The organism is Flexivirga sp., assembly GCF_035551235.1.
Lineage (GTDB): Bacteria > Actinomycetota > Actinomycetes > Actinomycetales > Dermatophilaceae > Flexivirga.
Genome location: NZ_DASZNO010000028.1, coordinates 91,663 through 114,956, shown reverse-complemented (window position 1 = coordinate 114,956; position 23,294 = coordinate 91,663). Strand labels below are relative to the sequence as shown.

Annotated in this window: 21 protein-coding genes; 13 read left to right on the top strand and 8 right to left on the bottom strand. The window is 67.2% G+C overall.

Going from position 1 to position 23,294, the window contains the following annotated elements:
* Window positions 1-42 precede the first annotated feature (42 nt).
* The 4 genes from VG502_RS09395 to VG502_RS09380 all read right to left on the bottom strand — a co-directional run bounded on the left by VG502_RS09395 (window position 43) and on the right by VG502_RS09380 (window position 5,316).
* Window positions 43-711 (bottom strand): GntR family transcriptional regulator, encoded by a 669-nt coding sequence (locus VG502_RS09395; RefSeq protein WP_325549780.1) that lies wholly within the window; start codon window positions 709-711, stop codon window positions 43-45.
* Between the two features lie 163 nt (window positions 712-874).
* The gene (locus VG502_RS09390; RefSeq protein WP_325549779.1) at window positions 875-2,263 is read right to left on the bottom strand and encodes an MFS transporter; all 1,389 of its coding nucleotides are present in this window, start codon (window positions 2,261-2,263) and stop codon (window positions 875-877) included.
* Window positions 2,264-2,481: 218 nt separating this feature from the next.
* On the bottom strand, window positions 2,482-3,753 hold the full coding sequence (locus VG502_RS09385; protein ID WP_325549778.1) for a methyltransferase domain-containing protein: 1,272 nt from the start codon (window positions 3,751-3,753) through the stop codon (window positions 2,482-2,484).
* Between the two features lie 99 nt (window positions 3,754-3,852).
* On the bottom strand, window positions 3,853-5,316 hold the full coding sequence (locus VG502_RS09380) for a M1 family metallopeptidase (RefSeq protein WP_325549777.1): 1,464 nt from the start codon (window positions 5,314-5,316) through the stop codon (window positions 3,853-3,855).
* A gap of 201 nt (window positions 5,317-5,517) precedes the next feature.
* On the opposite strand from VG502_RS09380, the gene VG502_RS09375 reads away from it, so the two are divergent.
* The 7 genes from VG502_RS09375 to VG502_RS09345 all read left to right on the top strand — a co-directional run bounded on the left by VG502_RS09375 (window position 5,518) and on the right by VG502_RS09345 (window position 13,863).
* Window positions 5,518-7,899 (top strand): excinuclease ABC subunit UvrA, encoded by a 2,382-nt coding sequence (locus tag VG502_RS09375; RefSeq protein ID WP_325549776.1) that lies wholly within the window; start codon window positions 5,518-5,520, stop codon window positions 7,897-7,899.
* Between the two features lie 7 nt (window positions 7,900-7,906).
* Window positions 7,907-8,458, top strand: a complete 552-nt coding sequence (gene thpR, locus VG502_RS09370; RefSeq protein ID WP_325549775.1) for an RNA 2',3'-cyclic phosphodiesterase — start codon at window positions 7,907-7,909, stop codon at window positions 8,456-8,458.
* Window positions 8,459-8,492: 34 nt separating this feature from the next.
* The gene (locus VG502_RS09365) at window positions 8,493-9,287 is read left to right on the top strand and encodes a 2-phosphosulfolactate phosphatase (protein ID WP_325549774.1); all 795 of its coding nucleotides are present in this window, start codon (window positions 8,493-8,495) and stop codon (window positions 9,285-9,287) included.
* Between the two features lie 89 nt (window positions 9,288-9,376).
* Window positions 9,377-10,294 (top strand): 5-dehydro-4-deoxyglucarate dehydratase, encoded by a 918-nt coding sequence (gene kdgD, locus VG502_RS09360; protein ID WP_325549773.1) that lies wholly within the window; start codon window positions 9,377-9,379, stop codon window positions 10,292-10,294.
* Window positions 10,291-11,901 (top strand): aldehyde dehydrogenase (NADP(+)), encoded by a 1,611-nt coding sequence (locus VG502_RS09355; RefSeq protein ID WP_325549772.1) that lies wholly within the window; start codon window positions 10,291-10,293, stop codon window positions 11,899-11,901. Before kdgD ends, VG502_RS09355 begins: the two co-directional genes overlap by 4 nt.
* Window positions 11,898-13,097 (top strand): L-talarate/galactarate dehydratase, encoded by a 1,200-nt coding sequence (locus VG502_RS09350; protein WP_325549771.1) that lies wholly within the window; start codon window positions 11,898-11,900, stop codon window positions 13,095-13,097. Before VG502_RS09355 ends, VG502_RS09350 begins: the two co-directional genes overlap by 4 nt.
* A gap of 10 nt (window positions 13,098-13,107) precedes the next feature.
* Window positions 13,108-13,863, top strand: a complete 756-nt coding sequence (locus VG502_RS09345) for a sulfite exporter TauE/SafE family protein (RefSeq protein WP_325549770.1) — start codon at window positions 13,108-13,110, stop codon at window positions 13,861-13,863.
* 9 nt (window positions 13,864-13,872) lie between these two features.
* On the opposite strand, the gene VG502_RS09340 is transcribed toward VG502_RS09345, so the two are convergent.
* A complete protein-coding gene (locus VG502_RS09340; protein WP_325549769.1) occupies window positions 13,873-14,661 on the bottom strand; it encodes an IclR family transcriptional regulator in 789 nt (262 codons plus the stop codon).
* Between the two features lie 180 nt (window positions 14,662-14,841).
* On the opposite strand from VG502_RS09340, the gene VG502_RS09335 reads away from it, so the two are divergent.
* Both VG502_RS09335 and VG502_RS09330 read left to right on the top strand, forming a co-directional pair.
* A complete protein-coding gene (locus tag VG502_RS09335) occupies window positions 14,842-15,981 on the top strand; it encodes an aromatic ring-hydroxylating dioxygenase subunit alpha (protein ID WP_325549867.1) in 1,140 nt (379 codons plus the stop codon).
* A 5-nt stretch (window positions 15,982-15,986) separates the two neighbouring features.
* Window positions 15,987-17,075: a PDR/VanB family oxidoreductase gene (locus tag VG502_RS09330; protein ID WP_325549768.1), complete on the top strand. Its 1,089-nt coding sequence runs from the start codon at window positions 15,987-15,989 to the stop codon at window positions 17,073-17,075.
* Between the two features lie 10 nt (window positions 17,076-17,085).
* Here VG502_RS09330 and VG502_RS09325 read toward each other — a convergent pair whose 3' ends face one another.
* Window positions 17,086-18,414 (bottom strand): enolase C-terminal domain-like protein, encoded by a 1,329-nt coding sequence (locus VG502_RS09325; protein ID WP_325549767.1) that lies wholly within the window; start codon window positions 18,412-18,414, stop codon window positions 17,086-17,088.
* Between the two features lie 110 nt (window positions 18,415-18,524).
* Complete coding sequence (locus tag VG502_RS09320; protein WP_325549866.1) at window positions 18,525-19,406, bottom strand: LysR family transcriptional regulator; 882 nt, start codon at window positions 19,404-19,406, stop codon at window positions 18,525-18,527.
* Between the two features lie 126 nt (window positions 19,407-19,532).
* On the opposite strand from VG502_RS09320, the gene VG502_RS09315 reads away from it, so the two are divergent.
* From VG502_RS09315 to VG502_RS09300, 4 genes are all read left to right on the top strand, one after another.
* On the top strand, window positions 19,533-21,041 hold the full coding sequence (locus tag VG502_RS09315; protein ID WP_325549766.1) for a GntT/GntP/DsdX family permease: 1,509 nt from the start codon (window positions 19,533-19,535) through the stop codon (window positions 21,039-21,041).
* Between the two features lie 114 nt (window positions 21,042-21,155).
* Window positions 21,156-21,827, top strand: a complete 672-nt coding sequence (locus VG502_RS09310; protein WP_325549765.1) for a Type 1 glutamine amidotransferase-like domain-containing protein — start codon at window positions 21,156-21,158, stop codon at window positions 21,825-21,827.
* Window positions 21,828-21,913: 86 nt separating this feature from the next.
* The gene (locus VG502_RS09305; protein WP_325549764.1) at window positions 21,914-22,165 is read left to right on the top strand and encodes a type II toxin-antitoxin system Phd/YefM family antitoxin; all 252 of its coding nucleotides are present in this window, start codon (window positions 21,914-21,916) and stop codon (window positions 22,163-22,165) included.
* The gene (locus VG502_RS09300) at window positions 22,162-22,422 is read left to right on the top strand and encodes a Txe/YoeB family addiction module toxin (protein ID WP_325549763.1); all 261 of its coding nucleotides are present in this window, start codon (window positions 22,162-22,164) and stop codon (window positions 22,420-22,422) included. The genes VG502_RS09305 and VG502_RS09300 overlap by 4 nt, the downstream gene beginning before the upstream one ends.
* Before the next feature lie 176 nt (window positions 22,423-22,598).
* On the opposite strand, the gene VG502_RS09295 is transcribed toward VG502_RS09300, so the two are convergent.
* Complete coding sequence (locus tag VG502_RS09295; protein ID WP_325549762.1) at window positions 22,599-23,165, bottom strand: MarR family winged helix-turn-helix transcriptional regulator; 567 nt, start codon at window positions 23,163-23,165, stop codon at window positions 22,599-22,601.
* Window positions 23,166-23,294 lie beyond the last annotated feature (129 nt).

Below are 23,294 nucleotides of genomic sequence, written 5' to 3'. Positions count from 1 at the left end.
GTGGAAGGCCAGTGTTGAGCGGCCGAGGTTCGGCGGTGGGGATCAGCGCGGTGGTACGACGGGTATGTCGGAGGCCCACACCTGCGACGCGTCGTTCATGTGCTGCTGAACGGTGCGGCGAGCTTCCTCGGGGTCGGCGGCCTCGATGGCTGCGACGATCGGCTCGTGGTGTGAGCGGGCCATGATCGGGACCGGCTGGTCCGTGTCCGCCGAGAAGAAGACGATCCGCATGCGGTCCTCGAGGGTCCGCCAGTTGTCGAGCAGTGTGGAATTGCCGGACAACTCGCACAGCATTTCGTGAAACGCCAGGTCGAGGTTCATGTGTGTGGCGAACTCGTCCTTGAGCGTCTCCGGAGGCATCGCGGCTCGCAGTCGTTCGGCATGTTCGGCGCGGTCCGGGCCGGCGATGATCGATTGGACCGCCAGCCCCTCGAGGGCGGCGCGCACGCTGAAGATCTCCGCGATCTCCCGTTGACCGGCCCGATGCACCTTCAGCTTGCCCCGGGCGTCACCCGCGACGAGGCGGGATTGCTGGAGGAAGCGCAGGGCCTCGCGGACGGTGCCGCGGCTCACGCCATACCGCTCGGCGAGTTCGACCTCGCCGAGGTCGGACCCGGGCAGCAGTGCGCCGGTGGTGATCGCCGAACGCAACGCCTCGAGCACCTGCTCTCGAAGGGTCAAGCGGTTGAGAGCAGCACCTGCGGTCGGCATGGCACCAACGTACCGGCGTCCGCCGGGGGTTGCGGCATCGAGGGCGGCGGTCGGACCTGAGCGGGCCATCGACGCACTCCTTTCCTGGCAGATGCTGGGGGACACGACGGTGCTCCTTGTCGTCACTGTGCAGTACCGAAAGCCCACTGTCAATGGATAACTGTTAACAGTTTGTCGTTGTGTGAGCACCCAGCGGTCCCATCTGCTCGACCGCGGGTGGCGGCACGGCACGATCGGCCTCGTGTGCGATGGCGTCAGCCGCCGCCCGCTCCTTCGCTCCCCAGGTCTCCGTCGTCAGCAGTGCGGCGACGAAGCCGAGAACCGAATAGGCCAGGAAGAGTAGAGCGGGGCCGACCCAGCCGAGGCCGAGGTAGAGCAACGTGGTCACGAACGGCGTCACGCCGGAGATCATCGCCGAGATCTGGTAGGCCAGCGAGGCGCCCGATGCACGGGTCCTGGCCTGGAACAACTCCGGGAACCACGCGCCCTGCGAACCGGCGAGAGCGTTCTGGCTGATCGCGTAGGAGATGACGATCGTGAAGACGACCGCCGGGAACAGCCCCGTGTTGACCAGTAGAAACATCGGGATCGCCCAGACGGCATTGAACAGCGTGACCCAGACGTACAACGGTCGCCGTCCGATCCGATCGGTCAGTCGCGCCCACCACATCGTCGCGAAGACCCCGACTGCGGAGGCGACGCACATCGCGAAGATCGTTTGGCCGCCGGTCGCCAGCTTCTCGTCCTTCAGGTAGGCGATCATGTAGGTGATCGCGACGGCATACCCCGCGGTCTCGGCGACACGCAGCGCGATACCACGCAGGACATTGCGCCAGTCGTCCCGGAGGACCTCCTTGATGGGGGAGGCGACAACCTGCTTCTGCTCCTTCACCTCGTCGAACACCGGTGATTCGGGAACCTTCGCCCGCAGAACGAGTCCGACTACGACAAGCACGATGCTCGCGAGGAACGGAACACGCCACGCCCAGTCGCCGGGGAGGTTGACCGATGCCAGGAAGACGAGGCTGGCCAGCAGGAGTCCGATCGGGAAGCCGGACTGCACGATGCCGGTGAACTTGCCCTTGTCCCGCCATGGCGCGTGCTCGTAGCTCATCAGGATCGCCCCGCCCCACTCGGCGCCGTACGCGATGCCCTGAAGGATGCGCACCGTGACCAGCAGGGTCGGGGCGAGTGCCCCGGCAGTGGCATAGGTGGGCAGCAGGCCCATGGCGAACGTGCACAAGCCCATGACGAGCAATGAGGCGATCAGGACCGGCTTACGCCCGATCTTGTCGCCGAGGTGACCTCCGATCACCCCGCCCAACGGTCGGGCGACGAAGCCGACACCCAAGGTCGCGAACGCCGCCAGCGTGCCGATCAGCGGTGAGGCGCCGGGGAAGAAGGCGTCACCGAAGTAGAGAGCGGCGCCGGTTCCGAAGCCGATGAAGTCGTAGTTCTCGATGACGCCGCCGGCGGCGGAGCCCCAGGAGACGCGCCGTGCATGGGCAGTGCCATGGACGGGCCCGCGCATGCTCAGGGTCTGTGCGCTCATCGCGACTCCCTCCGTGGTCGGGAGTCGCCATTCGTCCTGCGCATGTTCTGTCGCTCGCTCATCGGATGGCCCTTTCATCCTGATTGTGCCCCGCGGATGGTCCCGCGCCGGGCTGTGTGCGGCATCACAGTTCCACGTTGACTGATAACTGTCAACAGTTAATTTCGACGGTGCGAATGGTGCGTGCGGACGCTGGCCGGGCGGAAGCCGAGGGACTCTCAGCGGCTCAGGAGGAGGAGTATTTCGTGGTGGCGGGTCTGCGGGAACATGTCGAAGACACGTGCCCGGGTGACGTGGAATGAGGGCATGTTGCGCAGGTCGGCAGCCAGGCTGGTTGCGTTGCAACTGGAGTAGAGGACGTGGGTGGAATCCGACCGCTCGAGCGCGTCGGCGAGCTCGCCGATGCCGCGCCTGGGCGGGTTGACGATGACCAGGTCCGCCGAAGGTGGTTGAGGAGCGGAGGAGCGCAGCGGGGGAGCGTCTCGAAACCCCGCGCGCATCTCGCCGAACACCGTGGTCGCGTCACCGGCCTCGAACTGTATGGCGCCCAGCGACGCCCGTCCCGGCAACTGCTCGGCGCCGAGGCGGGCGCTGGCAACGGCTTCCTCCGACAGCTCGACCCCGCGAACGGTCGCCGGTCGAGCGCCGGGGGAGGTCCCTGAGGAGCCGGTGAGGAACGAGCCGGCGTCCCGAAGGGACTGACGCGGGGACGGCGTATCAAGACGAAGAGCAGTCGCCGCATGCAACGCGAAGCCACCGACACCACAGAAGAGGTCCAGCACCTGCTCCGGCGCGATCACCGAAATCCATTGCTGGGCCTGGCGATACAGCTGAGCAGCGACGGCAGTGTTCGTCTGGAAGAAACTACGGGTGCGCAACTGGAGGGTGATGCCGTTCAGGCGCATCGGCAGCGAGGTGTCGTCGGTCAGGAGGATCTCGTCGTCGCCTTCGAGCGTGGCCTTGTGCTCGGGCAGCAGGTTGACCGAGACGACACGCGTGCCGGGCACGGCTGCCAGCAGGTCGGGGAGCGCACGTTCGATCCGGCGCAACTGCCCGGGCGAGCGCAGCACGAAGCGGATCATCGACTCGCCGTCGGGTGAGTGCGTCACGATGAGGTGTTTGAGTTCGCCCGTGCGACGCGGCACGTCATACGGTGTGAGGCCGAGGTCGGTGACGAAGTCGGCCAATTGGGTTACGGCACTGTGCAATCCGCGCTCGTAGAGCCCGCAGTCGCGCAGGTCGACGCCGTGCCCGCCACGGTCCAGGATGCCGAAGCTCGGTGCCTGCCGGGTTCCTGCCACGGCGAGCTTGGCCTTGTTGCGGAAGTGCGACTCGGGCCCGTATGCCGGTGTGTCCCAAAGGGTTTCGGAGACGTGATCGCTGAGCGTGGCGGCGACGGTCGCTTGCAGGTCGACGAGTTGTGCGTCATACGACTGGCCCATGAGAGTGCACGACCGGCAGGTCCCGGCGTCGAAGTAGTCGCACTGCATGCGCTCGATTCTCCCTCACTCGTCCCTCACGAGCTCCTTGAGGAGCCCGTGAGGGACGAGTGGGCGTTTCCGAACGGCGCCGGGGGAGGGAGCTCTCGATCAGCGGTCGTGCACTGACTTCGCGAGCAGCTTCGGTGTGGTCGCCTTGGCAGCACTCGGTTTCCGGAACGGCCCGAACCAGATGTACTTGTCGGCCGGGCGGGTCGTGCCGTAGACCCACGCCTGGAAGAAGCCGTGGACGTCACGGGTGGCGTGTCGCTGCACATACTTCTCGAAGTCCTGCATCGAGGTGTTGCCGCCGCGGTGCAGCTGTGAATAGGTCCGCAGCACCTCGAAGAACGGCTTGTCACCGATGTAGGCACGCAGCGCCTGCAGGAACAGCGGGCCACGGGTGTAGGAGTTGGTGAACTCCCGGCCGGCGCCCATATCCCACAACGGGTTCGCCCAGAACCTGTCGTTGTCGGCGAAATCTGCCATCTCCGAGCTGTATTCGTTGTTCAGGTCGATGTTGTTCTTGTCCTGTTCCCACAGCCATTCGCCGTATGACGCGAAGCATTCGTTCATGCAGACGTCGCGCCAGGTCTTCACGGACATGCTGTCGCCCCACCACTGGTGACCGTTCTCGTGCACGATCGTCGGTAGGTCGGCCCACGCGGCATACGTCGGACGGTCCTGCGTTTCGAGGGAGAAGCCGATCTGGTCGGCGACGAAGATGCCGCCACCGGAGGACTGCGGGTAGGGACCGAAGTAGTGCTCGAGCAGTTCGATCACCTCCGGCAGCCGCTTCTCGTCCGCCATCTTGTCCTCGGCGCCGGGCGCGAAGGCCGACACGAGCGGTATGCCGTCCTTGGTCTGCTGCTTCAGGTAGGTGAACTTGTCGATCGCGACCGTGGTCAGGTAACCGATGATCGGATCCTTCTCGGTCCACGTGTAGGTGGTCTTGGCGCCCTCGGTCGAGGTGCCGGTCTGCTCGCCGTTGCTGATCACGCTGTAGCCGTTGGGCACCGTTGCGTTCAGCGTGAACGTCGCCTTGTCGCGTGTGGTGTCGTTGACGGGATACCAACTGGCCGCCGAGTGCGGCTCGTTGGCGGCGAACGCACCACCGGTCGAGGAGTAGTTCCAGCCGGAGTAGTCGTCCAGCCCTGACGTCGGCTTGGGTTGACCGTGGTACTTGACCCGCACCTTCAACTCGGACTTCTTGGCGATCCGGCTCGACGGCGTGACGACCAACTCGTGTTGATCCGATCGCGTCCAAGTGGCCGGCTTGCCATTCACGGTGATCGAATCGACCTGGAAACCATAGAAGTCCAGGTCGAACTGCTCGAGCTGCTGGGTCGTCGTGGCGGTGACGGTCGTGTCGCCGATGAGCATCGTGGTGGATGGCGTGTAGTCGATGCCGACGTCGTAGTGACTGACGTCGTACCCGCCGTTGCCATCCATCGGATAGTAGGGGTCTCCGGCGCCCGAAGCGCCGACTGCGTTGCCGGTCGCGGATGCGCTGCCGCCGGCAATCAGTAGTGCGGTAGCCGCGGCGACGCCGCCGACGAGAGGTCGTGCTCGCATGATTCCTCCGTATCGGACCGGCCCTGATCCGGTCCTCGTGACGATTCTTCGACGCTACCGATTCCCTGCAATGCATGGTCATTTCGGCACGGTTCGTTGGTCGGGAACGGTGTCACCGCGCATCAACCCCTACTGGCAGGAGCAGGCTGCTCCCGGCCGAGACGCTGCGACGGTGATGACGGAGGACGTAGATTTCGGTTCATGACCGATCACTCGTCATTGCCTGCTGCCGTCCTCCCGCGCGCCGACGCACACGACGTCATACGCGTTCTCGGCGCGCGTGAGAACAACCTGCGGAACGTCAGTGTCGAGTTGCCGAAACGACGACTGACCGTCTTCACCGGGGTGTCCGGCTCGGGGAAGAGTTCGCTGGTCTTCGACACCATCGCGGCGGAGTCACAGCGTCAGATCAACGAGACCTACAGCGCGTTCGTTCAGGGCTTCATGCCCAGCCTGGCCCGCCCAGACGTCGATGTCCTCGGCGGTCTCACCACGGCGATCATCGTCGACCAGGAGCGACTCGGTGCAGACCCCCGCTCGACCGTCGGAACGGCAACGGACGCACTGGCGATGTTGCGAATCCTCTTCAGTCGCTTGGGAAAGCCGCATTTGGGCTCCGCACGCGCCTACTCCTTCAATGTCGCCTCGATGAGCGGTGGCGGCGCGGTCACGATGGAGAAGGAAGGCCGCACCGTCAAGGAGCGCCGGACCTTCAGCATCGTCGGCGGCATGTGCCCGCGGTGCGAGGGACGCGGCTCGGTGACCGACTTCGATCTCAGTGCGCTGTATGACGAGACGAAGTCGCTGCGCGAAGGTGCCCTCACCATCCCCGGCTACAGCATGGACGGCTGGTACGGCCGGATCTTCCTGGGCTGTGGCTTCTTCGACCCGGACAAGCCGATCGCGAAGTTCACCAAGCGCGAGCGTGAAGCGTTGCTGCACAAGGAGCCGACCAAGATCAAGGTCGACGGCATCAACGTCACCTACGAGGGGCTGATCCCGCGCATTCGCAAGTCGTTCCTGGCCAAGGACCGTGAGGCGATGCAGCCACACATCCGCGCGTTCGTCGACCGCGCGGTCACCTTCGCCGCCTGCCCCGAGTGCGACGGCACCCGGCTGAACGAAGGCGCTCGGACGTCGAAGGTTGCCGGTCGCAGCATCGCCGAGGTCAGCGCGATGCAGATCAGCGACCTGACGCAGTGGTTGCGCGGTGTGCAGGACACCTCGATCGAGCCGCTGCTCGACTCGCTGCGTCACACGCTCGCGTCGTTCGTGCAGATCGGGCTGGGCTACCTGAGCCTGGACCGCCCTTCGGGCACGCTGTCCGGGGGAGAAGCCCAGCGCACCAAGATGATTCGGCATCTCGGCTCATCGCTGACGGACGTGACCTATGTCTTCGACGAACCCTCCATCGGCCTTCATCCGCACGACATCGAGCGGATGAACGACCTGCTGTTGCAGCTGCGCGACAAGGGCAACACCGTGCTCGTGGTCGAGCACAAGCCGGAGATGATCGCGATCGCGGACCACGTGGTCGACCTCGGTCCGGGCGCCGGCGTCGATGGCGGGGAAGTCGTCTTCGAGGGCACGGTCGATGAGTTGCGATCGGCTGGCACCCGCACCGGCCGGCACCTGCACGACAGGGTGTCCCTGAAGGACGAGATCCGGAAGCCGCGTGGCGCTCTCGAGGTGCGTGGTGCGTCACTGCACAACCTGCGGAACGTCGACGTCGACCTTCCCCTCGGTGTGCTCTGCGTCGTGACGGGTGTCGCAGGTTCGGGCAAGAGCTCGTTGATCCACGGTTCGGTCGCCCGCCGCGACGGAGTGGTGACCATCGACCAGGCGCCGATCCGCGGCTCGCGACGCAGCAACCCCGCGACCTACACCGGTCTGCTGGACCCGATCCGGAAGGCCTTCGCCAAGGCGAATGCGGTGAAGCCTGGTTTGTTCAGCGCCAATTCAGACGGCGCCTGTCCCAACTGCAACGGCGCGGGAGTCGTCTACACCGACCTGGCGATGATGGCCACGGTCGCCGCACCGTGCGACGTGTGCGACGGCAAGCGTTTCCAACCCGAGGTGCTCGACTACACCTTCGGTGGCAAGGACATCAGTGAGGTGCTCGGCATGCAGGTGTCGGCTGCCGAGGAGTTCTTCGGTGCAGGGGACGGCCGGTTACCGGCCGCCCACAAGATCCTGCGGCGACTGGTGGCGGTCGGCCTCGGCTACGTCACGGTCGGCCAACCGCTCACCACGCTCTCCGGTGGCGAGCGGCAGCGTCTCAAACTGGCGGCGCAGATGGGGGAGAAGGCCGAGATCTATGTGCTCGATGAGCCGACGGTCGGTCTCCACCTCGCCGACGTCGAGCAGTTGCTCGAGCTGCTGGACCGACTGGTGGACGACGGCAAGTCCGTGATCGTGATCGAGCACCACCAAGCGGTGATGGCCCGCGCCGACTGGCTGATCGATCTCGGCCCCGGTGCCGGACATGACGGCGGGACAGTGGTTTTCGAGGGTACGCCGGCGGAGCTTGTCGCGTCGGGATCCACCCTCACCGGGCAACACCTGTCGGCATACGTCGGGTGACACTGCAATGACCACCACACGCATGTTCGTCGCCATCCGTCCGCCGGTGTCGATCCGGGAGCAGATCGCCGAGTTCCTCGCACCACGTGACGGTATGACGTGGATCGACCCCCAACAGTGGCACCTCACCCTGGCCTTCCTGGCTGCGGTGCCAGCGCATCGCGAAGATGACCTGGTCGACGCCATCGCTCGGACGGCGGTGCGGCACAACGCTTTCGACATGCGATTGTCGGGAGCCGGCGCTTTCCCGAACCCGCTCGAGGCGCGCGTGCTCTGGTTGCGACCCGATGTCGATCTGACCGCGCTGGCGACAGGTGTGCGGCACGCGGCGAATTCGGTCGGCGCGACCCCGGACGGGCAGCGATTCGTCGGTCACCTGAGCGTTGCCAGGCCTCGCCGGCCGATCGACGCCCGACGCTGGCTGCAGGTGCTCGACACCTTCGGCAGCGATGCGTGGCCCGTCACGGAGATCGAGCTCATTGCGTCATACCTGGGGGAGGGTGCGCGCCGTCGCCCACGCCACGAGGTCGTCGCCACACTGCCCCTCGCGCAGCAATGACGCGGCGGCGCTTATCGACGGTTACGTTGGGGCGGTGGGCAGCGAGTTCGGTCAGGGTGCGTATGACGTCCGGTTCGAGTGGGGCCCCGCCGCAGCCCGCGAGCTGAAGGCTGACACGTCGGTCGTGGTGGACGTACTGAGCTTCTCGACAGCCGTCACCATCGCCGTCGAACGCGGCATGCGGGTCTACCCGTTCCGTTGGAGGGACCGACGAGCAGCAGACTTCGCCGCTGCCCACGACGCGGCGCTCGCGGTTGGCCGTCTCGAGGCGACGCAGCCCGGATCCGTTGCGGCACCGTCGCTTTCGCCGGCCGGCATGCTCACCTGCCACTTCGAGCCGCGCATCGTCCTGCCGTCACCGAACGGCTCGACGATCGCTGCAGCGCTGCAGGGCACCGGATCCACCGTCGTCCTCGGCTGTGTGCGCAACGCCGGTGCGGTCGCGCGGTCGTTGAGTAGCTGTCTCGATGAAGGACGCACCGTCGCAGTGATCGCCGCAGGGGAGCGATGGGGCAACGACGACTCGTTGCGGCCGGCCCTGGAGGATCAGCTGGGCGCCGGGGCGATCCTTTCAAGTCTCCGCGCACTGGACTGCACAGCAGCGTTGAGCCCGGAATCCGTCGGCGCAGCAGCGCTGTTCGATGCCTTCGCTGCGCAGTTGCTGGAGTCCATGCGCGATTGCGTCAGTGGGAAGGAGCTGACGGCGAAGGGCTTTGCGGCGGATGTCGAAGTTGCTGCGGCACTTGACGCCTCGTCCGTCGTACCGGTGCTGACCGACGGTTCCTTCGGCCCAGCCGGCCGTTCTCCACGCCTGCCATGCATGCACTGACGGCATCGTGCTATCTCAAACGGGTGTTGGACGCGTATCGACGCAGCTTCCTAGGGTGAACAGCGAATCCACCACGAGGAGCACTGCACATGTCTGACCTGAGCCCGCAGGAGCTGGCCGCGAAACTCGGCTCGAACCTGCTGTCCTTCCCCGTCACCCACCTGCGGCCGGACGGTGCGTTCGACGAGGCGGCATACCGGGAACACATCGCGTGGCTGTCGTCGTACCCGGCGGCCGGGCTCTTCGCGGCGGGCGGCACCGGCGAGTTCTTCGCTCTCGCCCCGGACGAGGTCGAACGAGTCGTTGCGGCCGCCGTGGCCGCGGCACCGGATGACGTGCCGGTCCTCGCGCCCGCCGGCTACAGCACAGCCATGGCGATCGACCTGGTCCGACGGGCCGAGCGCGCCGGTGCCGACGGCATCCTGCTGTTGCCGCCCTACCTGACCGAAGCCGGCCAGGCCGGCCTGGAGGCCTACGTGCGGGCGCTCTGCGAGGCGACCGAACTCGGCGTGATCATCTACAACCGGGCCAACGCCATCTACGACGCGGACACCGTCGAGCGCCTCGCCACGAGCTGCCCGAACTTCGTCGGCTTCAAGGACGGCGTCGGCAACGTCGAGCAGATGACCCGCGTCTTCTCCCGGATGGGAACCCGGCTCCTCTACATCGGCGGCCTGCCGACGGCCGAACTCTTCGCGCTGCCCTACAAAAGCCTGGGGCTGACGACCTACTCCTCGGCCATCTTCAACTTCGTCCCGCAGTTCGCCGTCGACTTCTACGACGCGGTCCAGCGTGGCGATTCGAGCGCGGTCACGACCGCACTGAACGACTTCGTCATCCCGTATGCCGACCTGCGCAACCGCGCCCCGGGTTATGCAGTCAGCATCATCAAGGCAGGTATGAAGGTGATCGGCCGGCCGGCGGGTGCGGTCCGCTCGCCGCTGACCGATCTCGACGAGAGCGAACTGCTCGAGCTGGAGCAGCTGGTCCGAAAGGTGACGGTATGACGATCGAACTGACCGGCGCGAGTCTTCTCGCCGGCGCCGAATTCGCAGACTCTGCAACCACATTCCACGCGCAGGACCCGTCGTCGAACACGCCGCTCGAGCCGGCGTTCGCCGAGTGCGGTCCCGACGAGGTGGCCCGTGCGGCGGACGCGGCGTGGGATGCGTTCCAGATCCTCCGCCGTACGTCGCCCGCTCAGCGTGCGGACCTGTTGGAGGACATCGCCACCGGCTTGGAGCAGCTCGGCCCGCAGCTCTCCGAGCGAGTCGTCGCCGAAACAGCGTTGCCGCCGGCCCGGCCGGTCGGTGAGTTGGCCCGCACTGCGGGTCAGCTGCGGATGTTCGCGGCCGACCTGCGCGCGGGGACCTGGGCCGAGACTCGTGTCGATCCGGGTGACGCAGCCCGAACGCCGTTGCCGCGCCCGGATATTCGGCAGCGTGCTGTGGCGGTCGGTCCCGTCGCGGTCTTCGGGGCGAGCAACTTCCCGCTGGCCTTCTCGGTCGCCGGCGGCGACACCGCGTCCGCCCTGGCGGCCGGCTGCCCGGTGATCGTGAAGGCGCACCCGGCCCACCCCGGCGTGTCCGAACTCGTCGGTCGCGTCATTCGCGAAGCCGTTGCGCACCAAGGACTTCCGGCCGGCACCTTCTCGCTGCTGCAGGGCACTTCCCACGAACTCGGCACCGCTTTGGTGTCCCATCCGAAGGTTCGCGCGGTCGGCTTCACCGGCTCCCGCGGCGGCGGCCTGGCCCTCGTGCAGGCAGCGGCCCAGCGACGCGTCCCGATCCCGGTGTATGCCGAGATGTCTGCCATCAACCCGGTGTTCCTGCTGCCCGGGGCAGTCCAGGAGAGGGCCGAGCAACTCGCCACCGGCTACGTCGCATCGCTCACGGGCAGCGGTGGCCAACTCTGCACCAAGCCCGGGCTCGTGTTCGCCGCTGATCTGCCGGAGACGAAGACCTTCCTCGATGCCACGGCACGGGCGATCGCCGATGTGCCCGCAGTGCCGTTGCTCACCAACGGAATTCGCGATGCCTACCGTTCCGGCATCGCGCGCGCCGCTGCCGTTCCCGGGGTGGAACAGCTCGCGCAGGGCAGCGCTGGCAACGGCGATGACAACGCGGTCACCGCCAGCGTCCTGGTCACCGACCTCGACACCGTGCGGGAGCACCCCGAGTTGCTGGACGAGATCTTCGGCCCGGCCGGTCTCGTCGTCCTGGTCCGCACCCCGGACGAATTGGTCGATGCGACAGCAGATCTCGACGGACAGCTCACCGCCACCCTCCAGCTGGGCGATGCGGACACCGGTCTCGCCACGGAGTTGCTGCACGAACTCGAACTGCTCGCCGGCCGCATCCTGGTCAACGGGTGGCCGACCGGAGTCGAGGTCAACCACGCAATGGTGCACGGTGGGCCTTTCCCGGCCACCTCCGCGCCCGCCACCACCTCGGTCGGTGCACGCGCCATCGAACGTTTCCAGCGGCCGGTGGCCTACCAGGACGTGCCCGAGACGCTGCTCCCGACGGAGCTCGCCGACGAGAACCCGTGGCACCTGCTGCGGCGGGTCGACGGGCGACCCACCCGCCATACCGATTCGGAGATCGACGCATGACCAGCCTGCCCACCAGCGCCCTCGCCGGACCCGACGCGGCGGTGCTCGCCGCACGTCCGGGACCCGCGACCCTGGACCGCATCGAGCGCATCCGGCTCTCCTCGGTGCGGTTGCCGCTCGCCACACCGATCAGCGACGCCAAGGTCCTGACCGGCCGGCAGCGCCCGATGACCGAGGTGATCTTCCTGTTCGCCGAGATCAGCACCGCCTCGGGAGCCGAGGGCATCGGCTTCTCCTACTCCAAACGGGCCGGCGGGCCGGCGCAGTTCACCCACGCCCAGGAGATCGCGCCGGTGCTCATCGGCGAGGACCCCAGCGACATCGGCCGCCTGTGGACCAAGCTCAGCTGGGCCGGCGCCTCTGTCGGCCGCAGCGGACTCGCCACCCAGGCCATCGCGGCCATCGACATCGCACTGTGGGACCTGAAGGCCAAGCGCGCCTCGCTGCCCCTCGCCAAACTGCTTGGCGCACACCGCGATTCGGTCCGCACCTATAACACCTCCGGCGGCTTCCTGCACACCCCGATCGAGCAGGTCATCGACAACGCGCGAGCGTCGCTCACCGCCGGGATCGGCGGCATCAAACTCAAGGTCGGCCAGCCGGACTGGCGCACCGACGTCGCCCGCGTGACGGCGGTCCGCGAGGCGCTGGACCCCGACGTGCCGCTGATGGTCGACGCGAACCAGCAGTGGGACCGGCCGACCGCCCTGCGGATGGGCCGGATCTTCGAGGAGTTCGACCTGGTCTGGATCGAGGAGCCCCTCGACGCGTATGACGCCGAGGGCCACGCACAACTCGCGCGTGCGCTCGACACACCGATCGCCACGGGCGAGATGCTGGCCAGCGTCGACGAGCACGTGCGGCTGATCGATCACGGCGCCGCCGACATCGTCCAACCGGACGCGCCACGTGTCGGCGGGATCACCCAGTTCCTCAAGCTCGCGGCGTATGCCGAACACCACCAGCTGCCGATCGCTCCGCACTTCGCGATGGAGATCCACGTGCACCTGGCTGCGGCATACCCGATCGAACCGTGGGTGGAGCACTTCGACTGGCTGACCCCGCTCTTCCCGGAGCAGCTGGAGACCCGCGACGGACGGATGTTCGTCTCCGACCGCCCCGGACTCGGCATCTCGCTGACCGACCAGGCACGCGCCTGGACGACCGCGTCGACCGAGATCACCGACGGCCCGTGACGGGAGCTTCGTGAACTGGCCCTGGCTCGTCCTCGCCGGGGTCGGCGCCGGCTTGTGCGGCTCGGTCGCCGGGTTGGCGTCATTGGTGAGCTATCCGGCACTGCTGCTCGCCGGGCTGTCCCCGCTGGCGGCCAATGTCAGCAACACCGTCGCGATGCTCGCGACCACCGCGGGCTCCTGGTGGGGCTCGCGTCCGGAACTGCGCGGCAACGGCCGGCGGGCCGCGCGGCTCGCCGGCCTGAGCGCGCTCGGTGGTGCGGGAGGGGCCGTGCTGCTGCTGGCCACGCCCGCCGAGGTCTTCGGCCTGGTCGTGCCGTGGCTGGTCGCACTGGGTGGTGTGCTGCTGCTCGCGCGTGACCGCATTCGGACGTGGACCCGTTCGCACGCAGCGGGTGACCGTCCACCGACACCATGGCGCCGCGTGCTCTGGCCGGTGTTGCTCGTCCTCGTCGGTGTGTATGGCGGGTACTTCGGCGCGGGTGTCGGCGTCATCCTGCTCGCCGTGCTCTCGCTGCGCCGGGACGAACCACTCGCGGTGACGAACGCCGTCAAGAACACCGGCTCAGGTGCCGCGAACGCTGTCGCCGCGGCGATCTACGCCGTCATCGCGCCGGTCCACTGGGGTGCCGCAGTCGCGCTCGGGACCGGCGCGCTCATCGGTGGCCTATTGGGACCGGCCGTGGTGCGATGGCTGCCGGAACGGCCGTTGCGAGCAGCGGTCGGCCTGGCCGGGTTGGGTCTCGCGCTCAAGCTCGCGATGGGCTGAGCGCGTAGTTCACGACGGCGGCGCGCCCGATGCCACAGCCTTCCGCATGTCGAGGCCGTCCATCGCCGCGCCGAGCGCGCGGGAGATGCTGCGGCTCGCGGCGACGACCACCGGCACCATGGCATTGATCGGTGGGCCGTTGTCGGCGTCGAAGACCACCGAGACGGCGGCCACGACCTCGTTGCGTATGCCGAAGACCGGCGCCGCCACCGACGCCGCGTTGGCCGTGACCTCCCGGCGACTGATCGCAACCTTCGTGCGCCGCGTCTCGGCGAGCAATGCCCGGATCGCCGATGGGTCGGTGGTGGTGTCGTCGGTCCAGCGCCGCACCGGTTGCGCCAACGCCGCGTCCTGGACATCGGCCGGAGCGAAGGCGAGCAGCGCACGCCCAACACCGGTGGAGGGCAACGGAAATCGCGCCCCGACCTGGGTCATGACGGGGACCGCCCGGTCGCCGGTGAGCCGCTCGACGAAGACCGCCTCGAGCTCCTCGCGCACAGCGAGTTGCACGTTCTCCCGGGTCGCGACATACAGGTCCTCCAGCACGGGCAGGGCCAGGTCGCGGAGGGCGTTGCCCCGGGGCGCGAGAGCACCGATCTCCCAGAGTCGCAGGCCGACGTGCAGATACCCGTCGTCGGTCCGCTCGAGGGCTCCCCAGTCCAGCAGGTCATGGACGATGCGGTGGCACGTCGTCATCGGAAGACCGCATTCCTGCGCGATCTGGAGCAACGTCTGGCGCCGGTGCGGACCGGGCCGAAAGGTGGCGAGGACATCCAGCGTTCGAGTGGTCAGCGTCATACACACCTCGCTCGGCCGGTGATTCCGACTGTCGGAATTCGTGTCGCCGAGTGTAGGTGACCGCTCTCACACTGATGGCGATCCGGTGGTGACGGTCACCACGCAACGGCTCGAGAGCAGTGGAGGTTCATGGTGCGAAACGGAGACGCGGGATACGAGGAGCGGGAACCGGTGACTGACGTGACGCGGTCGGTGACCGCGAAGATCTTCGACTTCCCGCGCAACGCCTGGTACGTCGCCGCCTGGGATCACGAGGTGACCGCCAAGGCGCCGCTCGCCCGCACTGTCGCCGGGACGCCGATGGCACTGTGGCGGGGGAGCGACGGTGCCGCCGCAGCTCTCGCCGACGCGTGCTGGCATCGGCTCGCTCCGCTCTCCAAGGGAACCGTGATGGGGGACGAGTTGCAGTGTCCCTACCACGGATTGCGCTACAACGCCGCCGGCCGGTGCACGTCGATGCCCGCGCAGAAGACCATCAATCCCAGCGCCGCGGTGCCCTCCTTCCCGGTCGTCGAACGCCACCGGTACGTGTGGGTATGGCCCGGCGATCCCGATCTGGCCGATCCGAACCTGGTCCCGGACATGTCGCAGATGGATGACCCCGAGTGGGCCGGCGACGGCCTGACGATCGAGGCCGGCTGCAACTACCAGCTCGTGCTCGACAACCTGATGGACCTGACGCACGAGGAGTTCGTGCACTCCTCGAGCATCGGTCAGGACGAGTTGAGCGATTCCGAGTTCGAGGTGGCGCGCAGCGGTGATCGCGGCGTGACCGTGACGCGATGGATGCGCGACATCGACCCGCCGCCGTTCTGGCTGAAGAACATGCGGGACAAGTTCCCCGGGTTCGAGGGCAAGGTCGATCGGTGGCAGATCATCACCTTCGAGGCGCCGTCGACCATCCGCATCGATGTCGGCGTCGCGAAGGCCGGCACCGGTGCACCCGAGGGCGACCGGAGCCAGGGCGTCAACGGCTTCGTCATGAACACCATCACCCCGGAGACCGCGCGCACCAGTCACTACTTCTGGGCATTCATGCGCAACTACCGACTCGACAGCCAACTCATCACGACGCAGCTGCGGGAGGGTGTCCGCGGAGTGTTCGCCGAGGACGAGGACATGCTGATCGCGCAACAGCGTGCGATCGACGAGAATCCCGAGCACGTCTTCTACAGCCTCAACATCGATGCCGGCGGCATGTGGGTACGCCGGATCCTCGACGACATGCTCGCGGCCGAGGGCCGCGGCAGCGATGCGGACCGGGCCGCTGACCGCGCCGACGATGCGGCACCTGTGCTGCGTGCCGTCGTGGAGTCGTAAGAACCATGGCCACAGACAATGCCGTCCGATGGACATCGGCCGAGGTGGTGGAGGTCGAGACGGTCGCGCGCGACGTGCGCCGGATCGTGCTCAGTCCCGAGGAGGCGGTCCACGCCCGCCCGGGGTCGCACGTCGACGTGCGCCCGGGCCACTCACTGGACGACCGCAACGACGATCTCCATGACAACGACCCCCGCCCCGGGACGCTGACCAGGTCGTACTCGGTCGTCGATAGCACCGACGGCGGACGCCGCTTGACCCTCACGGTGCAACTCGCCACCGCGAGTCGCGGCGGGTCCGCGCGGATGCACCGCCTGGCGGTGGGGGACCGGATCGCGGTCACGCAACCGCTGCAGAACTTCCCGCTCGGCGTCGGCGCTCCGCGATACATCCTGCTCGCCGGAGGAATCGGCATCACCGCCGTGCTGGCGATGGCGCAGGCGCTGCGGTCCCGTGGGGCGGACTACCACCTCGTCGTGTCGGGCCGATCGCGGGCGGATCTTCCGTATCTCGAACGCCTGACCGCGCTGCACGGCGACCGATTGGAGCTGCACATCAGTGACGAGGGCACCCGGCTCGACGTCATGGAACTCGTCGGGCAGGTGCGTGACGGCGACCATCCGCTGCGGACCGAGCTCTACATGTGCGGGCCGATCGGGTTGCTGGACGCCGTCCGTCAAGCATGGGCAACGCACGGTCTCCCCGCACCGAACCTGCGGTTCGAGACGTTCGGGAGCAGCGGCTCGTGGCAGGCCCAGCCCTTCACCATCCGGCTGGCCGACACCGGCCGCGAGGTCCGGGTGCCCGCCAACTCCACCGCTCTGGAGGCACTGGAGGCGGCGGGTATGGCGGTCATGTCGGACTGTCGCAAGGGCGAATGCGGCCTGTGCGCGGTCCGCGTACTGGAGGTGTCCGGTCGTGTCGACCACCGGGACGTCTTCCTCGACGACACGCAGAAGGCAGCAGCCGATCAACTGTGCCTGTGCGTCAGCCGGGCTGCGGTGCCGACGCGCGGACCTGACATCGGGGGCACCGACGACATCGACGACCCCGACGGCACCGGCAACGCGGTGCTGACGGTTCGACTCGCGTGAGCGGACCTGCTCAACGCACCAGGCAGGGACGCTTCGGGTCGAAGGTCCAGTCGCGCACCAGGTACTGCATCGCGAGCGCGTCATCACGAGCGCCGAGGCCGTGCTCGAGGTAGAGGTCGTGCGCGGCGTCCAGCGCGTCCCGGTCGATGGTCAGCCCGAGGCCGGGGGAGTCCGACACGGTGATCGCGCCGCCGGCGATCCGTGGGGGAGCGGTCGTGAGTGCCTGACCGTCCTGCCAGATCCAGTGCGTGTCGAGTGCGGTGATCTCGCCGGGTGCGGCCGCGCCCACGTGCGCGAACATCGCCAGCGAGATGTCGAAGTGGTTGTTGGAATGCGAGCCCCAGGTCAGCCCGAAGTCGTTGCAGAGCTGGGCAACTCGCACCGAACCGCGCATCGTCCAGAAGTGCGGGTCGGCAAGCGGGATGTCGACGGCGGCCGACCGCACCGCGGCCGCCAACTGCCGCCAGTCGGTGGCGATCATGTTGGTGGCAGTGGGTATGCCGGTGCGCCGCCGGAACTCGGCCATCACCTCGCGTCCGGAGAATCCGCTTTCGGCGCCGCACGGGTCCTCGGCATACGCCAGCACGTCGCGAGCGTCGCTGCACAGCCGCACCGCGTCGTCCAGCAACCAGCCGCCGTTGGGGTCAAGGGTGATGCGGGCGTTCGGGAACCGGCGCTTCAGCGCCGTGACCGCCGCAATCTCCTGCTCGCCCGGGAGGACACCACCCTTCAGCTTGAAATCGACGAATCCGTAACGTTCATGCGCGGTTTCGGCAAGCCGGACGACGTCCTCCGGGGTCAGCGCGGCCTCGCGGCGCAGCTTCTCCCACCCGTCGTTCGGGGCGTCCTCGCAGACATATGGCAGGTCGGTCGCGGTCCGATCGCCGACGTAGAACAGGTAGCCGAGCACGGGGACCACGTCGCGTTGCTTGCCCTCACCGAGCAGGTCGGCGACGGGCACGCCGAGGAACTGACCGTGCAGGTCCAGCAGGGCCGACTCCAGGGCGGTGACGGCATGGATCGCGATGCGCTGGTCGAACGTCTGCTGGCCGCGACCACCGGCGTCACGGTCGGCGAAGTCGGCTGCGATCCGCCCGAGCAGCCGGCCGTAACGCGCCACGGGTTCGCCGATCAGCCGCTCACCGGCCTCGACGACGGTCGCCCGGATCGCCTCGCCGCCGGGAACCTCACCCAGCCCGACGCGGCCGTCGCTGTCGGTGACGAGCACGACATTGCGGGTGAAGAACGGCGCGTGTGCGCCGCTGAGGTTGAGCAGCATCGAGTCGTGCCCGGCGACCGGGACGGCCTCGACCCGCGAGACGGTGGGGTGCGTGGTCATGGATCGACGCTACGAGCGCCATACGAAACCTGTCCAACACCATCCGGGCATGATGTGATGCCGCCCCGGTATGGCGGGATCAGCGGCCGGGCGAAGGTCAGGCAACGGCGTCAGAACTCCTTCGGCATACGGTCCAGGACCTGGCGCAGGGCGGGGTTGCGTGAGTCGCGCGCCCACAGCAGATGCAGTGCCACCGGCTCCGGTTCGAGCGTCTCGAGGGGGAGTAGGTGCACCCCGGCGATACCGAGGCGACTGACCGACGAGGGGACGAAGGCGATGCCGAGGCCCGCGCTGACCAGCAGCATCATGGTCAGCACCTGGTCCACGGTGTGCACGACGTTGGCCGGGTCGACATCGACCAGCCGGACTACGAGCTCGTGGAAGTAGCGGGCCCGCTCGGGGGAGTGCATGATGACCGGCTCGCCGCGCAGGTCCTGCGCGGTCACCGCACCCTGGTGACCTGCCAAGCGGTGGTCGTGCGGCACCGCGACGTGCAGTGCTTCGCGATGGATCACCCGGGAGCCGAAGAGATCGCGGTCGAAGGGTCCGCGCGCCAGCCCGAGGTCGAGTTCGTGTGCCTCGAGGCCGTGCAGCTGCTGCCGCGTGACCAGCTCGGACAACACCAGGTCGAGGTCCGGCAGCTCGGACCGCAACTGCCGCAACAGGTCGGGCAGCACGGCATATGCAGATGCGGCAGTGAACCCGATCCGCACCGTGCCCGCCGAGCCGGCCGAGATGCGCCGGGCCAGGTCGGGGGCGGACTCCGCGAGTGCCAGCAGGCGGCGTGCCTCCACCAGGAAGGCGGCACCAGCAGGGGTGAGTTCGACCTTGCGGTTGTCGCGCTCGAAGAGGCGCGCGCCGACGGCCCGCTCCAGCTTCTGGATCTGCCGGCTCAGCGGTGGTTGAGTCATGGACAGGCGCTCGGCGGCTCGCCCGAAGTGACGTTCGTCGGCGACGGCCACGAATCCGCGCAGTTGCTCGAAGGAGAACATGATGCTCTCCATGATGCCCTGAAGGTATCTTCCAATGCCATTTCAGGCTTGGACAGGCATCCATTCGTGATCCTAGCCTCACTGCACTGCCGTGACGCTCCTCACACACCAGAAGGCTGACCTGCCATGCCCCTCCTTGTAGTCGCCCTAGCCGTGGCGCTGTTGCTGGTCCTGATGACCAAGCTTCGGCTCAACGGGTTCATCGCTCTCTTCCTCGTCGCCGTGCTCGTCGGCCTGTTACGCGGTATGCCGATCGACAAGATCTACAGCTCGATCACCGACGGCGTCGGGGGACAGCTCGACGAGACGATCCTGACTCTCGGGTTCGGTGCCATGCTCGGCAAGGTGCTTGCCGACAGCGGTGGGGCCGACCGGATCGCCACCAGCCTGATCCGAGTCTTCGGCATCTCGCGGGCCCAGCTCGCAATTGCCCTGACCTCGTTGTGTATCGGCATCACGATGTTCTACGAGGTCGCGTTCGTGCTGCTGATCCCGCTGGTCTTCACTCTGGTACGCCGGCACAAGATGCCGCTGCTCTGGCTCGGCCTCCCGATGTCGATCGTGCTGTCCACCACGCACAGCTTCCTGCCCCCGCACCCCGGTCCGACCGCCGTTGCCAGTGCCTTCCACGCCAGTGCGGCGCTGACGCTGCTCTACGGCCTGCCGATCGCGATCATCGCCGGTGGCATCGTGGGGTTCATCTGGCCGCGACTGTCGATCGCCCGCCGGCTGAACCCGCAGATCCCCAACGCGCTCACGACAACGCGGGAGTTCGCCGAGCACGAGCTGCCGCAGCTCGGTCGGTGCATCCTCGTGGTCGCCGTCCCGGTCGCGATGATGGCGATCTCGGCCATCGCGATGCTGACCATCTCCGAAGGGACCACCGCGGCGCGGATCATGGAGTTCTTCGGTGAGGCGCCGATCGCGCTCCTCGTCGCACTGTTGCTGGCCGTGGTGCTGCTCGGCGGCAACATCGCCCGGCTGGCGTACGCGGACCGTGCTCGTACGGCGGATGAGTCGACCGTCACCGAATCGCGCACTCCGGTGTTCGCCAAGACGGTGGCCGCGGGCGGTCCGGCACCGGCACTGGCCGGTGCCGGTGGCGGCGGTTCGATCGGTGGCTTCGGCGGCCCGGCATACGCCGGGGGAGAGCCGTCGGGCATCACTGCCCGCTTCGAGGCAGCGATGGATTCCTGCGCCCAGTCACTGAAGCCGATGGCGATGATCATCGCGGTGATCGGTGCCGGCGGCGGCTTCAAGCAGGTGCTCGTCGACTCGGGCATCGCCAACTACATCCAGCACGTCACGCACGGCTGGGACATCTCGCCGCTGATCCTCGCGTGGCTCATCGCGGCGATCATTCGCGCGGCCGTCGGGTCGGCAACCGTCGCGGTCGTCACCGTCGCCGGCATCGTCGCACCGCTGCTGAGCACGGGTGTCTCGCCCGAGTTGCTGGTCCTCGCGGTGACGTGCGGGAGCATCTGCTTCTCCCATGTCAACGACCCCGGATTCTGGCTCTTCAAGGAGTACTTCAACCTGTCGCTCGTCGATACCCTGAAGCTCCGCACGACTTACGAAACAGCAGTCGGTGTCATCGGATTGCTCGGTGTGCTCGCCCTGAGCCTGGTCGTCTGAGTGCACGGCGGTCCGCGACTCTTCGCCGTGTCAGACGTGCTCCATGAAGCACGTTTGACACGGCGTTGACAGCGCCGGAACGCTGAAGTCCTACCCGCAGCGCAGGAGGCCACCGTGAAGTTGTTGCTGACATCCGGGGGAGTGACGAACGGCAGCATTCGGAGCGCCCTGGAGCAGATGCTGGGGAAGCCGATCGCCGAGTGCACCGCGTTGTGCATCCCGACCGCGATGTACGGACACCCTGATGTCGGCCCGGGCGTCAGGGCGTGGCAGTTCGCCAGCGGGAACTCGACCAATCCGATGGTCGACGTCGGCTGGAAATCAGTGGGCCTGCTCGAGCTGACCGCGTTGCCCAGCATCGACTCCGAACGTTGGATTCCCTTGGTGCGCGAGGCGGATGCCCTGTTGGCCGCGGGAGGAGACGTGCTCTACCTCTGTTACTGGATGCGTCAGTGCGGGCTCGCGGAGTTGCTGCCCTCGCTGACGGACACCGTGTGGGTGGGTCTGAGCGCCGGCAGCATGGTGATGACTCCCGAGGTCGGCGACGACTTCATCCAGTGGCGGCCGCCCTCCGGTGACGACAGCACGCTGGGTCTGGTCGACTTCTCGATCTGTCCGCACCTCGCGCCCGACGGTATGCCGGGAAACTCCATGGCCGAGGCGGAAGCGTGGGCCGCGAGCATCTCCGACCCGGCATACGCCATCGATGACCAGACGGCGATCTCGGTTGTCGACGGCGTGTTTGACGTTGTGTCCGAAGGGAATTGGAGCATCCTGCGCACATGAAAAGCGCATCCACCAGGCCCGAACGACAGCCATTCTTGCCACACGTTGCGCCGTAAACGTACAATTTTCTGTACGGAGGTGTCGTCATGAAAACCATGAGCTACTCGGAGTCGCGTGCGAAGTATGCCGATGTACTCGACTCGGTGGTCAACGACCGAGAAGAGGTTGTGATCACGCGGGCCGGCCACGAGCCGGCAGTCATCGTGTCATTGGACGACTACGAGTCGCTCAAGGAGACGGCATACCTGCTGCGAAGCCCGGCCAACGCGCGACGCTTGCTCGCATCGATCGACGAGCTCGAATCCGGAAAGGGTGTTGAGCGGGAGCTGATGGAGTGAAAGTCGTCTTCAGCACTCGAGGGTGGGACGACTATCTGTGGTGGCAGCGGCAGGACCGAAAGCTGCTCAAGCGGATCAACTTCCTGATTCAGGACGTGATGCGCAACGGTAACGAGGGCGTCGGCAAGCCGGAGCCACTGAAGGACGGTTTCCAGGGGTATTGGTCCAGGCGAATCAACGACGAACACCGCTTGGTCTACAAGGTTGTCGACGACGAAGTCCGCATTGCGGCCTGTCGCTATTACTACGAACAGTGAGTACGACGGGTCGGCATGGGCTGAAGCGGGCAGGTTTCCACATCACACAGGGCCGGCTCACGGGCCCCTCTGGGCCGCTCTTCCAAAGAACCGATAATCTACATTATGTCAACTAACGTGGAAGAGGGGCCCAGGACCGGTCATCCGGCTCGTCCCCTCCGACGCGTTCCTACTGCTCACTCTCTCGCCTTGCGGCCGCGCGTCATGTCGTGCCGTGGCGCGGGTCCGTAGGCGGACTCCAGGCGCACGAGCAATGTGCCGAGCAGGTCACTGAGCTGATCCAGCTCGCCGCCGGTCAGGCAGTCGCGCATCAGCCTGCTCTCGGCAGTTGTCCGTGCCACGGTGGCTGCACCCCAGCCATCCCTGCCGGCCGCGGTGAGCCGGACCGGCCGCTGCCGTTTGTCCGTTCCCTCGGCTCGCTCGATCAGGCCGGCCGCCATCAACCGCTCGAGGCGTACGCTCACCGTCCCCGAGGTCAGCCCGAGAATCGCCGCCATGCGGCCCGGGGTCAATCCCCCTTGGTCGGCCGACCGTGCGAGCACCGACAACGCCTCCCAGTCCCCTGCGCTCATCTCATGATCGTCGGCGACATCGGCCAGCACGCGCTCGAACTGCCTGGCAATACGTCCGATTCGCTGCCGAACCATTTCAGTGGTCGCGTCCACGTCCCCCGGTATGACGCGCAGCCACTCCTCGAACTCGCGCGCCAGCGAGACCTTCGGGCGCTCTCTCGTGGAGCCCAACGAACTACCTCCCTTGCATATATCTTGAGTATCAAGATATACCGATTGATGAGCGACAGCAATACCGAATTCAGCGAAACGCTTGCGGCAAACCGGCATCACCGACGCTGTTGTCGCCGATGCCACTCC